Below are 13,941 nucleotides of genomic sequence, written 5' to 3'. Positions count from 1 at the left end.
CGGTCGTCGCGTCAGTAGACGTCACGGACATAGCGTTTGTCCGCCGCCAGGCGCCTGACGTAGGCGGCGGCTTCGTCGGGGCTCAGGCCGCCGTGGGTGGTCGCGATGTCCTTGAGGGCCTGGTCGACGTCCATGGCCATGCGGGCGGCGTCGCCGCAGACGTAGAAGTGGGCGCCGTCCTGGAGCCACTGCCACAGACGGGGGCCGTGTTCGCGCATCCGGTCCTGGACGTAGACCTTGTTGCGCTGGTCGCGGGAGAAGGCGAGGTCGAGGCGGTTGAGGTGGCCCGACGCCTGGTACGCCGCCAGCTCCTGCCGGTAGTAGAAGTCCGTGGACTGGCGTTGTTCGCCGAAGAAGAGCCAGTTGGGGCCGGTGTGGCCGCGGGCCTCGCGGTCCTGGAGGAAGCCGATGAAGGGGGCCACACCGGTGCCGGGCCCGACCATGATCATGGGCGTGGCGGAGTCGGCGGGCGGGCGGAAGTGCGGGGAGCGCTGGACGAAGACCTGGACCGGGCCGTCGTCCGCGTGGTCGGACAGGTACGTCGAGCACACTCCCATGCGGTCCCGGCCGAGGGCGTTGCTGTAGCGGACGACGGAGACCGTGAGGCGGACCTCGCCGGGGTGGGCGAGCGGGCTGGAGGATATGGAGTACAAGCGGGGCTGGAGACGCTTGAAAACAGCCGCCCACTCCTGTACCGAGGCCCGGACGGGGAACTCGGCGATCACGTCGGCAGCCTGGCGGCCCCAACTCCATTGCGCGAGGGCGTCCTTGTTGTCGGGCCGCAACAGGCGCTTCAGGTCGTGGTTGCCGGTGCGGTCCGTCAGGAACTTCAGCAGGTCGGTGGAGATCCGGGCGATGTCCAGGCGCGTGCGCAGGGCTTCTTCGAGGGGAAGGAGCGTGCCGTCGCCGAGGTCGACCGCCTCGTCGGGGTCGAGGCCGGTGAGGGCCAGCCATTCGGCGACGAGCGGGGCGCCGTTGGTCGGCCAGACACCGAGGGCATCGCCCGCGTCGTAGGCGAGTTCGCCGTCGCGGGTGTCGAAGGCGAACTGTCGGACCTCCTTCTCGGATCCGGGCAGGCTCAACAGCCTGTTGCCGACGAGGAGGGTGGCGAAGGGGGATGCCTTGGTCGGCGCGGGTGCGGCGGCGGGCGCTGTCGGCGTTGCGGGGTGCAGGCGGTCGGCTGTGTCCAGAGCGGTGACGACCTGGCCGAGCCAGTCCTCGGCGTCGTCCTCGAAGTCGGGCTCGCAGTCGGTGCGGGGGAGCAGCCGGGTGGCCCCGAGCGCGTCGAGGCGTTCGTCGAGGCGGCGGCCGTGGCCGCAGAAGTCGTCGTAGCTGGAGTCGCCGAAGGCGAGGACCGCGTAGCGGATTCCCTCCAGCCGTGCCGCGTCCGGGGCGCAGAGCGACTGCCAGAAGTCGGCGCCGTTGTCGGGTGCGTCGCCGTCTCCGAAGGTGCTGGTGACGATGAGGACGTCGGTGTCCGCCGTGAGGTGTTGCGGGGACACCTCCGCCATGGGGAGCAGCTGGGCGGCCCGGCCGGACTCGGTGAGCCGGCCGGCGGCGGTGGCGGCGAACTCCTCGGCGTTGCCTGTCTGGGAGGCGTAGAGGATGAGCAGGCGGCGGGTGGGTACGGCGGCCGGGGCTGCGGTGGCGGGTGCGTCGGCGCGGGAGAACATGCCGGCCAGCACACCGTCGACCCAGAGAGCGTTCTCCTGGGTGAAGGGCGCGCCCGGAGGCAGGACGGGGACCCGTCCGTCGGGTGGAGCGACGGCGAGGGCCGAGAGATAGCCGGAGAGATAGTGGCGCTCCGGCTCGGCCAGGGGTCTGGGGGCGAAGTCACTGATACCGAAGAGCGTGGCGAGCGCGTGGACGGGCGAGTCCGCCGGTGCGGCCGGTACCGGTGCGGGAGTCGCGGCTGTGGTCTCCGGGCGGGCCGCCGGGACTGGGGCGGCCGTCCTGGCGAGGGCGACGGCGCAGACCTTCAACTCGGGCTGGAAGGAGATCGGGTCGACGGCGTCGTTGGTGACGGCGTTGATGCTGAGGTATTCGCCGAACAGGTCGTTCCAGTGGAAGGGCGCGAAGCAGGTGCCGGGCCGGACCCGGTCGGTGACCACGGCGGGCAGTACGGCCCGCCCGCGACGGGAGGCGACTTCGAGTTGGTCGCCCTCGCTCACGCCCAGCGCTCGGGCGTCGTCGGGGTGGACCTCCACGAACGGGCCGGGGTTGAGCCTGTTGAGCTTGGCGACCTTGCCGGTCTTGGTCATCGTGTGCCACTGGTGCTGGAGGCGGCCCGTGGTGAGGACGAAGGGGTAGTCGGCGTCCGGGAGTTCGGCGGCCGGCAGGTGCGGGCGGGCGAAGAACTGGGCCCGTCCGCTCGCGGTCGGGAAGACCAGACGGGGGCGGGTGCCGTCCTCGCGCTCCAGGAGGGCCTGGCTGACGCCGTCGTTGAGATAGCGGATCGGGTTGCGGTCCGGGCCGTCGGCGGTCGGCGCCGGCCACTGGACGGGCGTCGTGCGCAGCCGGTCGTAGGTCACCCCGCGCAGGTCCCAGCCGGTCTTGGGGTTCCACGCCTGCTTGAGCTCCTCGAAGACCTCCTCGGCGGAGGCGTACGTGAAGGACTCGGCGAAGCCCATCGCGCAGGCCACCTTGGCGATCAACTGCCAGTCGGGGAGCGCCTGTCCGGGTGCGTCCACGACACCCTGCGCGAGGGTGACGTTCCGCTCGGAGTTGATCATGATGCCGTCGGACTCCGCCCACAGGGACGCGGGCAGGACGACATCTGCGTAGGCGTTGGTCTCGGTCTCGGCGAACACGTCCTGGGTGATGACGAGTTCGGCGGCCTCCAGACCGGCAATGACGTTCTTGCGGTTGGCGACGGAGGCGACCGGATTGGTGCAGATGATCCAGCACGCCTTGATGTCGCCCGCCGCCATCTGCTCGAACATCTCGACGGTGCCGCGCCCGACCTCGGTGCGCAGGGAGCCCTCGGGGATGTTCCACAGATTCTCGACGAACGCGCGCTCGGCGTCGACCAGGACGGAGCGCTGGCCGGGCAGACCGGGGCCCATGTAGCCCATCTCGCGGCCGCCCATCGCGTTGGGCTGGCCGGTCAGCGAGAAGGGGCCGGAGCCCGGACGGCACAGGGCGCCCGTGGCGAGGTGCAGATTGACCAGGGCGTTGGTGTTCCAGGTGCCGTGCGTGGACTGGTTCAGGCCCATGGTCCAGCAGCTCATCCACGCGCCTGCCTCGCCGATCCAATGGGCGGCCCGGCGGATGTCCGCCTCCGGGATGCCGGTGATCTCCGCGACCTTCTCGGGCGGGTAGTCCGCGAGGAAGGCGGGCATCTCCTCCCAGCCGTCGGTGAACTCCGCGATGAACTCGGGGTCGGTGTGCCCGTTGGCGTGCAGCAGGTGCAACAGGCCGTTCAGCAGGGCGAGATCGGTGCCGGGCCTGATCTGGAGGAAGAGGTCGGCCTTGTCGGCGGTGGCGTTGCGGCGCGGGTCGACGACGATCAGCTTGGCGCCGGCCGCCTTGACCCGGTCCATCATGCGCAGGAAGAGGATCGGGTGGCAGTCGGCCATGTTGGCGCCGATGACGAGGAACGCGTCCGCGTGGTCGAAGTCCTGGTAGGAGCCGGGCGGGCCGTCTGCACCCAGGGACAGCTTGTAGCCGGAGCCTGCCGACGCCATGCACAGCCGGGAGTTCGACTCGATCTGGTTGGTGCGGACGAAGCCCTTGGCCAGCTTGTTCGCCAGGTACTGCGCCTCCAGTGACATCTGCCCGGAGACGTAGAAGGACAGCGCGTCCGGCCCGTGCTCGTCCAGGATCGTCCGCAGACGGGCCGCGACCGAGGCGACGGCCTCGTCCACGTCCGTCTCGGCCGGCTCCGCCCCGCGCTCGGCACGCACGAGGGCCCTCCCGAGCCGTCCGGGCGCGGCCATCATGTCCGCACTCGTCGACCCCTTGGTGCACAGGCGCCCGAAATTGGCGGGGTGCTCCTTGTCGCCGGATGCCTTGGCCACGCGGCGGCGGCCGTCGACGTCGTCCCGGGTGATGTCGAGCACGATGCCGCAGCCCACCCCGCAGTACGAGCAGACCGTACGTACGCCGCCGTCCTTCGAGCCAGATGCCACCGATACTCCACCCCGTCGCGCTGGTGCTTCCCGGGCCGGGGCGCCCGTTCCGGCACCGGCCCACGGTCATCACCGTAGGAAGATCGAATTTCCGACCTGTCACACGTCAGGAGTGTGCGGAGTTACACCCCCCGCACACACCATGGCGGCGTCATGTGAGACAGGGAGGCGGAGCGCCCGGGGTTACATCCGGCCTGGTCAGCGGCGCAGCCCCAGCGCTTCCCGGCCCGCGTACCGGGCCTGTGCGCCGAGCTGCTCCTCGATGCGGACGAGCTGGTTGTACTTGGCGGTGCGGTCGGAGCGGGACAGCGAGCCGGTCTTGATCTGGCCGCAGCCGGTGGCGACGGCGAGGTCGGCGATGGTGGTGTCCTCGGTCTCACCGGAGCGGTGGGACATCACGACCGTGTACCCGGCGCGGTGCGCGGTGGCCACCGTGGCCAGCGTCTCGGTGAGGGTCCCGATCTGATTGACCTTCACCAGGATCGAGTTGGCGATGCCGTCCCGGATCCCGGCGCTCAGCAGCGTCTCGTTGGTGCAGAAGACGTCGTCACCGGTGAGCTGGCAGCGCTCGCCGAGGCGGGTGGTCAGGTCGCGCCAGCCCTCGTGGTCGTCCTCGGCCATCGGGTCCTCGATGGAGGCGACGGGGTAGCGGTCGACCAACGTGGCCAGGTAGTCGGCGTGTTCGGCGGGAGTACGGCGGACGCCCTCGCCCGCGTAGTCGTAGACGCCGTCGCGGAAGAACTCGGAAGTGGCCGGGTCCATGACGAGAGTGATGTCGGTGCCGGGCTTGTAGCCGGTCTGTTCGATGGCGCGTACGACGAAGTCCAGAGCCTCGTCCGCGGTGCGCAGGTCGGGCGCGAAGCCGCCCTCGTCACCGACGTTGACGCTGTGGCCGGCGGCGACCAGGTTGCTGCGCAGGGTGTGGAAGACCTCCGAACCCATGCGGACCGCCTCGGCGAAGGAGGCCGCCCCGATGGGGGCGATCATGAACTCCTGGAAGTCCAGCGGATTGTCGGCGTGGGCGCCGCCGTTGACGATGTTCATCATCGGCACCGGCAGCAGCCGGGCGTCGACGCCGCCGACGTAGCGGTACAGCGGCAGCCGGTGGGCGGCCGCAGCGGCCTTGGCGGTGGCGAGGGAGACGCCGAGCAGGGCGTTGGCGCCGAGTTGCGACTTGGTGTCGCTGCCGTCCAGCTCGATCATCGTGCGGTCGACGGTGGCCTGGTCCTCGGCGTCCAGTCCGATCACGGCGTCCGCGATGGTCTCGTTCACCGCGTCGACCGCTCGTCGAACTCCCTTGCCGTGGTAGCGAGTCGGGTCGCCGTCACGGAGTTCCACCGCCTCGCGGGCTCCGGTGGAGGCGCCCGAGGGGACGGCCGCGCGGCCGAGTGATCCGTCCTTGAGTTCCACGTCTACCTCGACGGTGGGATTGCCCCGGCTGTCGATGATCTCCCGTGCGACGACCCGGCTGATGGCGGTCACGGTGCAGCTCCTCACGCTGGGCCCGCGCGGCGGCGGGCGATAGGTTCCACTCGGATCAGATAAGTTCCAACAGGAAACAAAGTGAGTCCCGAAAAGGAACTTACTATGGGCGCATGAGGATGCACAACGCCGACGAGAACTGCGGCATCGCCCAGGCCGCCATGGTGCTGGGGGACTGGTGGAACGTGCTCGTGCTGCGCGAAGTCGCCCGCGGACACGTCCGGTTCGACGCATTGGCCGCGGAGATCGGCCTGTCCCGCAAGGTCCTGAGCGAGCGGCTCGGCCGCCTCGTCGCGAGCGGGGTGCTGAACCGCAGCCTCTATCAGCGGCGCCCGGTGCGCTACGAATACCTGCTCACCGACTCCGGTACGGCACTGCTGCCGCTGCTCGTCGCCATGCAGGACTGGGGCGACCGGTGGGTCCTGGGCGACGGAAGCCTCACCGCGACAGCCGACGCCGACAGCGCGGAGCACGCCCGCGTGCACGCCTTGGTCGGCACCCGTCTCCCGTCCGCTCTCGACCTGCCCCTCGTCGAACCGGACAGCGCCGCGACCGTCCTGTTCACCTACCCCGGCACGGGAGTCGAATGGGGCCCGATCCCCGGAGCGGCGGGCTGCACCCTGGAGAACCGCCTCTTCCGCGACGCCTGGCCCGAGTTCCGGCGAGCGGGCGTGGCCGTACGAGGCATCAGCACCCAACTGGTCCACGAACAACAGAACTTCGCCCAGGCCGAGAACCTGCCCTACCCCCTCCTCTCCGACGCCACCCACCAACTGGCCGCGTCCCTAAGGCTCCCGATGTTCCGCGGCGCGGGCCGACTCCGCCACAAACGCCTGATCCTGATCGTCGACGCCGAACGGACCGTCCAGCACACGCTGTTCCCGGTCGAGGACATCCCGCATGCCGTCGCCGAGAGCCTCCGACTCGCGACGGAGTGCGCCGGCACTCCGTCCCACAACGCTCCCTGAGGGAGAACCCGTGAGTGATCCGACCGCAACCCCTGAGACCGTCCACCACCTCTTCTCCTACGGCACCCTGCAACAGCCCGAAGTGCAGCTGTCCCAGTTCGCGGGACCGACCGCCATCCACTGGTCCTGGCCTCGTCGGACCCGGCGGACACGGTCGAGGGCCACGTCTTCACGATCAGCGACGCCGAACTGCGCGCAGCCGATGCCTACGAGGTCGACGACTACACCCGCATCGGCGTGACCCTGCGGTCGGGCACCCGCGCCTGGGTCTACGTGGAGCGCCGGGGAAGGCCGTGTTCGTAGCCGCTGCCCCCTCGTCCTACGGCTTGAGGAATGCGGCCTCGGTCACGACCGGCTCTTGACGTCCTTCACCGAGGTCGGCCCCAACTGCTTGGCGCTCGCGTACTCCGGCATCGTCATGGGCTTGTCGAACAGGAAGAACGACTGGTTCGTACCGACCGTGAACTCCATGTAGGCGCCGGTCGTGGCGTCGAAGCCGTAGTACGCGTTGCAGGTGGAGCCCGATGAGTACGTGCCGTCCATACCGGGCTGCGGAAGGACCGCGACGCCGTTGGAGCTGGACTCCACCTTGTCCGTCGGGGTGAGCATCTTGCAGCGGGGCACGGGCAGGCCCTTCATGATGAAGTACCCGTACTCGCCGCGGGCGTTCTGGATGTAGACGTAGGAGAGCTTGCCGCGCTTGCCCCACGTCTTGATCCACTGGTTGATCGCCTCGCGCGTCGGCGAGTACTCCATCCGGCCCGCCGGCTGCTGCGCGACGAGGTGGTCGTAGTTCTCCTGCTTGGCCTTGTTCTCCTTGTCCTGGCTGGAGTCGTCGGTGCAGGACGTCAGGGCGAAGCCCACGACGAGCGCGAAGACGGTGGCCAGGGCCGTGCGTGCGAGTGATTTCATGCGGAACTGCCTTCCTCCCGGCGTGCGGTGGGGAATCAGTGGGCGCAGGTCGTGTGCTTGGCGGTGGCGTCCAGCCGATAGGGCAGGTCCTGGTCCCGGAAGGGCGCGGGCTCTTCCCGGGCGGCCTTGGAGTTGTAGTCGTTGACCGACTCGATCCGCGTTGCCTTGAGCGCGGTGATCGACTGGTCGATCTGTGTCGCGCGGACCGTCGAGGCGGATTCGCGCTCCTCCCGGAGCGCCTCGATCGTTCCTTCGGCGTTCCGCACGGCTTCGCACAGATCGGCGAACTCCTCGTACGTGGTCCGGCTGAATTCGGCCGGTTCAACGGTGGTCTCGCGCTCGTCCTCCGAACCGTCGAACGGGGCGATGACCCATCCCGCGCCGCCGAAGGCGAACACCCCGATGACGTAGAGCATGGCCAGACCGATGATCCCGCCGACGGCCCAGCCCCTGGAACGCGGTCCTAAACGTACGAGACCCATGGCGATCCCCCTGTCGCATATGGTCGCGCTGCGTGGAACCTTCCCCCTGCGAAGGAGGACACGGCGTCGGGCGGAACGGTTCCGGAGGGCTGAGGCTTCAGGCAGCCGGTTCCAGGCGGACGCAGCAGCGGCCGGGGCTCGGGGCGAGACGTGCCTGGAGGGTGCCTTCGTCGAGCCCTTCCAGCACGCCGGTCAGCAAGTGGAGGTTCATGCCGCACACCGTCTCGGTGTGCGAGCGGGCGAGCGCGTGGAAGGGGCAGTTGCCCAGGACGATGGCGTCATCTTCGGGGCGGGGCTCGAAGCCGTGTTCGTCGAGCACCGTGAACAGGTCCGTCCGGTCCGCTCCGGCGATCTGTGTGCCGAGCTCGTGGGCCTTTCGGTGCAGGACCGTACGGACCGGTTCGCCGGTGGCCTCCGATTCCTCCAGCGCCTGGGCGAGCAGCCGTCCGGCCAGCTCGTAGTGGCGTTCCGGGAGGCTGACGGCGACCTCCCGGGCGGAGCGCCGGTAGAGCTTGGCGGGTCGGCCCGCGCCGGGGCCGGTGCGCCCGCTGCGCCGCTCGTAGACGACGTCCAGCAGTTCTTCCTCGGCCAGGCGGTCGAGGTGGAAGGCCGCGGTCTTCCGGGCGAGGCCGAGGGCCTCCGCGGCTTCGTCGCGGCTGACCGGGCTCGTCCGGCGTACGACGTGGTCGTAGAGCCTCCTGCGGGTCGGCTCGTCGAGTGCGGCGACGGCGGAGACGTCGGGACGGGGTGGTGTTTCCTTCGGGCGGTCCACGATCACCAGTGTAAAACCCACGGCCATTGACTAAAGAGGATTTCCGGGCTTCTATTGCTAATGAAGGTTGCCTATAGAAGGAGAGCGCCATGTCGTCCGCAACCACCACCCCAGCCACCACCGGCCACGGGCGAGGCGCGCTCGCCGATCCCGGCTACCAGGCGTTTCTCATCCTGCGCGTGGGATTCACCGTGGCGCCGATCCTGTTCGGTCTCGACAAGTTCGCCAACCTCCTCGTCGACTGGCCCGGCTACCTCGCGCCCTGGATCAACGACGTGGTCCCCGGCAGCGCCCAGCAGGCCATGTACGCCGTCGGCGTGATCGAGATCGTCGCGGGCCTCGTCGTAGCCGTCGCCCCGCGCTTCGGGGGCTGGCTGGTCGCCGGCTGGCTGGCCGGCATCATCGTCAACCTGCTGACCATCCCCGACTACTACGACATCGCGCTGCGCGACTTCGGTCTCCTGCTCGGCGCGGTCGCCCTGGCCCGGCTCGCCCAGCGCTACCAGGGCAAGGGGTCGTCCAGCTGACGCGGGGCGGCAGCCCCGGAAGATGACGAGCGGGTGGGCTCCCGTAACGGGAGAGCGCTCCCCCAAGCCCTGCTCAGCGGGTAAGGTGCGGGCATGATCAGGCGGCTGCCCACCCTGGAGGACGTCGCTCGGGAGGCGGGCGTCTCGCGTGCGACCGTTTCCCGGGTCATCAACGGGGTGCGGAACGTCGATCCCGGCATCCAGAGCGCGGTGCGCGACGCGGTCGCACGTACCGGGTACTCACCGAACAGGGCCGCGCGTTCCCTGGTGACCCGGCGTGCCGAGACGATCGCGCTCGTGGTCTCGGGTGCGGGCGAACCCGAGGGCGAGAAGGGCTCGTTCGCCGCCCGGATGCTGGCGGACCCCTTCTTCGGCCGGGTCGCCGGGGGAGTGATCGACTTTCTGCGCCCCCGCTCGATGCACCCGGTGCTGATGTTCGCCGACTCCGAGGCGACCCGCACCGAAGTGGTGACCTACCTGCGGCAGGGCAGCGCGGACGGCGCACTGGTCGTCTCCACACACGCCGAGGACCCACTGCCCGAGCTGCTCGCCGAAGCGGCCCTGCCCTGCGTGCTGTTCGCGCGTCCGGCGCGCCCCGTCCCGGTCAGCTACGTGGACCTGGCCCACGCCGACGGTGGCCGACTTGCCGCGGAACATCTGCTCGCCCGCGGCTGCCGACGGCTGGCGACGGTCACCGGACCGCTGGACGTACCCGCCGGGCAGGACAGGCTCGCCGGGTTCCGGGACGCGCTGGCGCGGCGCGGTCACCCGTACATCCCGATCGCCGAGGGCGGCTTCACCTACGACAGCGGCGCCGCGGCGATGGCCCGGCTGCTGGCCGAACACCCGCAGATCGACGGGGTGTTCGTGGCCAACGACCTGATGGCACAGGGCGCCTGCGAGGTACTGCGGGAGGGCGGCAGACGGGTGCCGGAGGACGTCGCCGTGGTCGGATTCGACGACTCCAGCGCGGCCCTGGCCTGTCGGCCGACGCTGACCACCGTCCGCCAGCCGATGGAGGAGATGGCGGGCACGATGGCGCAGCTCCTCCAGGAGCACATCGAGGGAGCCCGCACCGAGCCCACCTCGGTCATCTTCGAACCGGAGCTGGTGGTCCGCGCGTCGGCGTAAGGGGCGACAGCGGATGCCCGGCCCGTTGCGCAGCGGGGGCATGGAGGCGCAACGAACCGGGCGGTCAAGGGAAGTCGCGCCGGTCAGGGCAGCCGGTAGTCGGGGCCCAGCGCCGCGCCCTCCTCGGGATGTGTCTCGTCGTAGCCGCGGGCGTTGCACTGCAAGCCGCCCACGACACAGTGATCGACCAGAGCCGCCAGGGTCGGCTCGTGCCAGGCGTTGAAGAAGTCGTAGTGGAACGAGTAGCCGCGTCCGCTCGCCAGCCGGACCTGCGACATGTCACCGTCCACCGGGAACGCCATCTTGAACTCGACCATGGGCAGCGCCACCGGGTGGCTGGTCGGGCAGACGTTGTTGTTCGTGCCGGGTTTCACGACCGGGTAGGCCATGTGGCTCTTGTGGTCCGGCGTGTCCAGGTACCGGCCGTCCCAGCAACTCGGTGACTGCATACGGATGTTGAGCTGGGTGCCCGTAGGACAGTTTTGCGGGAAGTCGACGTTGCGATAGCTGTCGCCGCACTCCCAGCCCTCCACCCATCCGCGGTGGTTGCGGAACTCCTCGGCGCTCTGCATCGGGCTGCCCACCACGAACCGCAGCCCCTTGGGGAACGGCCGCACGCTGGTGTAGTCGGTGACGCCCGCCTTGTAGTAGATGACCTGAGGCCCGGTCGGCAGCACCTTGCGATCACCGTTGTATAGCGACGGCATCCAGTACGCCGACGAGTCGCCCGGCGCCTTGCAGGTCGTGACTCCGCCGTACAGGGACGCGGTCGTGCTCCCCGCGTCGGTCGAGGTGTTGCCCATGAACGTGTGGTCGTGGGAACTGCCGGGCTGGTTCGGGTAGACGATCGGGTCGTCGGGCGCGGTGTGGGTGACGTCGCAGTTGGCCTGGAACTCGTGGAAGTAGCGCGGTGGTGGCTCCTTGTCCGATGGGGTGACGCCGGTGACCGGTGGGTTCGCCGGGATGTATCCGTCACCGTCCGGGTCGTCAGCGGACGGCACCGCGGACACGGCCATGGCGTGGCCCGCGTGAGCGGAGGCCGGGGCGGTGGCCGAAGTCGTGTCGGGCCCGTCGGCCAGCGCGGTCGAGCCCACCCCGAGCAGGGCGGTGACCAGAGCGGTGGCGACGAGCAGGGCGGGGAGGGGCTTGGAACGTCGTCTCATGAGGACTCCTGTCAGCGGTAGATGCCGAACTCGTACAGGGAGTAGCCCCAGCCGGTGCCGCGCTGGGTCAGATGCAGCCGCACATGCCGGGCCGTCGTCGCGGCGAACTCGATGCCGTCCACGTCCCCGTCGCCGCTCGTGGTGGCGTGCACCGTGCGCCAGTTGCCGCCGTCGTCGGACACCTGCACCTCGTAGGCCTTGCCGTAGGCGGGGTCCCACACCAGCTGGACCTTGCTGACCGTGGTGGGTGCGCCCAGGTCGACGGCGATCCACTGCGGGTCGCTCCAGTCGCTGGCCCAACGGGTGCCCATGTTCCCGTCGGCCGCCTTGGCGGGCGTACAGGGGCAGTCGCCGTACTCCTGCTGGTACGACGAGGCTGTGACGGGGCGGTTCAGGGCGAGGTTGGGACCGTCGACGGGCGGCGGAACGACCTTGACCGATTTGGTCTCGATGCCGGCGTTTCCGTGTCCGTCCTCGGACTGGAGGTAGACCTTCCAGACACCCAGCTTCTGCGGCGCGGTGACGGCGAAGGTGCCGTTGCCGGTGGAGCGCCACTGGGCTTCGACGAGGCGCTTGTCGTTGCCCGCGTAGTTGGCGCTGAGGAAGATCTTGTGCGTGAGCGTGTCGTTGTCCGGGTCGCGGACGTCGGCACGCACGGTGAACTCCTGCCCGGCGGGCGCGGACCCGGCCGGGGACACCGCCATGTTGCTGATCACCGGCGGGGTGTTGTCGCCCGCGGTGGAGCCCGCGTACGCCTGCTTGACGGCGTAGTACGACAGCCGCTTCAGCCCGTCGGGCCGCAGGTTGAACCAGATGCCGCCGAAGTCGTGTTCGGTGCCGTAGTGGAAGAGCGTGGCGCCGAGCGCGACGCCCTGATGGCCGGTGATGCAGTTCCACGCCTTGGTGTAACCGTCGCGCTTCTGCACGTCGGTGGGCTCGTCCGGCACGCCGTTGGCGTCGTCCGGCACCTCCCACTCACCGGCCGGACCGCCCTCGGTGATGATGTAGGGCTTGGTGTAACCGCCCTCCTCCCAGTCCTGACGGACACCGCAGAGGTCGCCGTAGGCGTTCACCGCGTACAGGTCGAGGTCGGGTGCGTTGCGCTTGTAGTACGGCCAGGCGCCGGTCCACGCGTCGGTGGAGGTCACCGGGTGGTCGGGGTCGATCGAGTGGATCCGCTTGGCGACGTCGTTGACGAACGTCGTGTACGCGTTGCGCTGGCGCTCCAACTCCTCGCCGCTGTAGCAGTTCTGGAGGCCGAGCACGGACTCGTTGCCGACGTTCCACAGCAGCGTGGCCGGGTGACTCCGGTACGTCTCCACCCACTTGGCGAACTCAGTCAGCATCGCGCTCTTGTAGGCGTCGTCCGTCACGTAGTTGACGCAGCCGCCGCTGCCGGGACCACCGCCCGGTTGCAGCCAGAAGCCGTTGATGACGCGGATGCCGTTGGCCGCGGCCTCGTCGAGCAGCGGCTTGGTGGAGCCGTCGGTGCCCCAGGTGCGGATGGTGTTGGCACCCATGGACTTGACGTCCGGCAGGTACTTCGCCGCGTCCGCGACGGAGGGACCCCAGGTGAGACCCTTGACGGTGTAGGGGCGGCCGTCCACGGTCAGCTGCCAATTCCCTGGTGTGCCGGTCACCTTGACCGCTCCGCCGGCGGACGGCGGATCATCGCCCGCGGCGCCGTAGACCTGGAACTCCCACAGCGAGTAGCCGTAGGAGCCGGGCCGGGCGGTGCCGTACATCCGCACGTACCGGCCCGAGCCGGAGACGGTCAGCTCGTCGGTGCCGCCGTTTCCGTCGGTGACCGAGGTCAGGGTCCGCCAGTCGGTGCCGTTGTCGGACGCCTGGATCTCGTACGCCTTGCCGTAGGCCGCCTCCCAGGTCAGCACCACGCGGCTGAGGCTCTTGCGGTCGCCCAGGTCGACCTGGATCCACTGCGGATCGCGCCATTCGCTGGCCCACCTGGTGCCGTTGAGGTTGCCGTCCACGGCGGCGGAAGCGGGGAAGGCGGCCCCTTCGACGGAGGAGGCGGTGGCGGTCCTGCCCTGGGACAGCAGGGTGTCGGCGGCGTGGGCGGTCGGGGCCGCCAGAACGGTCAACGACGAGGCCAGCAGCGCTAGGAGGGTGAGGAGCAGGGTCCCGGCGCGGGTGCGCGTGAGGACATGGGTGTGGGGTCTGAACACGTTCTCTCCTGAACGAAGGAGGGGATCGGCGTCCCGTGCCGATGGGGAGAGCTATGGGAGAGCGCTCTCCCGGAGCCTGGCGCGTAGGTATGGGCCTGTCAATGCATTGGGCGTCAAGTCCTTGTCTTGTAGTGGCTGTTGATGTTCACGAGGTCTTGAGGGGCTTGCAGGTCACCGGCGTTGACAGA

11 protein-coding genes are annotated in these 13,941 nt (G+C 69.6%); 4 read left to right on the top strand and 7 right to left on the bottom strand.

Going from position 1 to position 13,941, the window contains the following annotated elements:
• Window positions 1–11: 11 nt before the first annotated feature.
• Together BN159_RS02720 and eno are read right to left on the bottom strand one after the other, a co-directional pair.
• Complete coding sequence (locus BN159_RS02720; RefSeq protein WP_015655356.1) at window positions 12–4,130, bottom strand: bifunctional nitrate reductase/sulfite reductase flavoprotein subunit alpha; 4,119 nt, start codon at window positions 4,128–4,130, stop codon at window positions 12–14.
• A 198-nt stretch (window positions 4,131–4,328) separates the two neighbouring features.
• Window positions 4,329–5,612 (bottom strand): phosphopyruvate hydratase, encoded by a 1,284-nt coding sequence (gene eno, locus BN159_RS02715; protein ID WP_015655355.1) that lies wholly within the window; start codon window positions 5,610–5,612, stop codon window positions 4,329–4,331.
• A 113-nt stretch (window positions 5,613–5,725) separates the two neighbouring features.
• Here eno and BN159_RS02710 point away from each other — a divergent pair, with 113 nt between their 5' ends.
• Window positions 5,726–6,580, top strand: coding sequence for a winged helix-turn-helix transcriptional regulator (locus BN159_RS02710; RefSeq protein WP_015655354.1), 855 nt, complete (start codon window positions 5,726–5,728; stop codon window positions 6,578–6,580).
• A 120-nt stretch (window positions 6,581–6,700) separates the two neighbouring features.
• The gene (locus BN159_RS46875) at window positions 6,701–6,883 is read left to right on the top strand and encodes a gamma-glutamylcyclotransferase family protein (protein WP_231905692.1); all 183 of its coding nucleotides are present in this window, start codon (window positions 6,701–6,703) and stop codon (window positions 6,881–6,883) included.
• Window positions 6,884–6,925: 42 nt separating this feature from the next.
• Here BN159_RS46875 and BN159_RS02705 read toward each other — a convergent pair whose 3' ends face one another.
• From BN159_RS02705 to BN159_RS02695, 3 genes are all read right to left on the bottom strand, one after another.
• Window positions 6,926–7,492, bottom strand: a complete 567-nt coding sequence (locus BN159_RS02705; protein WP_015655353.1) for a hypothetical protein — start codon at window positions 7,490–7,492, stop codon at window positions 6,926–6,928.
• Window positions 7,493–7,527: 35 nt separating this feature from the next.
• Window positions 7,528–7,974 carry a hypothetical protein gene (locus tag BN159_RS02700; protein ID WP_015655352.1) on the bottom strand — a complete coding sequence of 149 codons (447 nt, stop codon included), beginning with the start codon at window positions 7,972–7,974 and terminating at the stop codon, window positions 7,528–7,530.
• Window positions 7,975–8,071: 97 nt separating this feature from the next.
• The gene (locus BN159_RS02695) at window positions 8,072–8,752 is read right to left on the bottom strand and encodes a helix-turn-helix transcriptional regulator (RefSeq protein WP_408055032.1); all 681 of its coding nucleotides are present in this window, start codon (window positions 8,750–8,752) and stop codon (window positions 8,072–8,074) included.
• Window positions 8,753–8,835: 83 nt separating this feature from the next.
• Here BN159_RS02695 and BN159_RS02690 point away from each other — a divergent pair, with 83 nt between their 5' ends.
• On the top strand, window positions 8,836–9,273 hold the full coding sequence (locus BN159_RS02690) for a DoxX family membrane protein (protein WP_015655350.1): 438 nt from the start codon (window positions 8,836–8,838) through the stop codon (window positions 9,271–9,273).
• A gap of 93 nt (window positions 9,274–9,366) precedes the next feature.
• Window positions 9,367–10,404 carry a LacI family DNA-binding transcriptional regulator gene (locus tag BN159_RS02685; RefSeq protein ID WP_015655349.1) on the top strand — a complete coding sequence of 346 codons (1,038 nt, stop codon included), beginning with the start codon at window positions 9,367–9,369 and terminating at the stop codon, window positions 10,402–10,404.
• A gap of 83 nt (window positions 10,405–10,487) precedes the next feature.
• On the opposite strand, the gene BN159_RS02680 is transcribed toward BN159_RS02685, so the two are convergent.
• Together BN159_RS02680 and BN159_RS02675 are read right to left on the bottom strand one after the other, a co-directional pair.
• Window positions 10,488–11,567, bottom strand: a complete 1,080-nt coding sequence (locus BN159_RS02680; RefSeq protein WP_015655348.1) for a DUF1996 domain-containing protein — start codon at window positions 11,565–11,567, stop codon at window positions 10,488–10,490.
• Window positions 11,568–11,578: 11 nt separating this feature from the next.
• On the bottom strand, window positions 11,579–13,753 hold the full coding sequence (locus BN159_RS02675) for a discoidin domain-containing protein (RefSeq protein WP_015655347.1): 2,175 nt from the start codon (window positions 13,751–13,753) through the stop codon (window positions 11,579–11,581).
• Window positions 13,754–13,941: the final 188 nt, after the last annotated feature.

The organism is Streptomyces davaonensis JCM 4913, from assembly GCF_000349325.1.
Classification (GTDB): Bacteria; Actinomycetota; Actinomycetes; order Streptomycetales; family Streptomycetaceae; genus Streptomyces; species Streptomyces davaonensis.
Note: the sequence above shows the minus strand (reverse complement) of the source record. Positions and strands in the feature narration are given on the sequence as shown.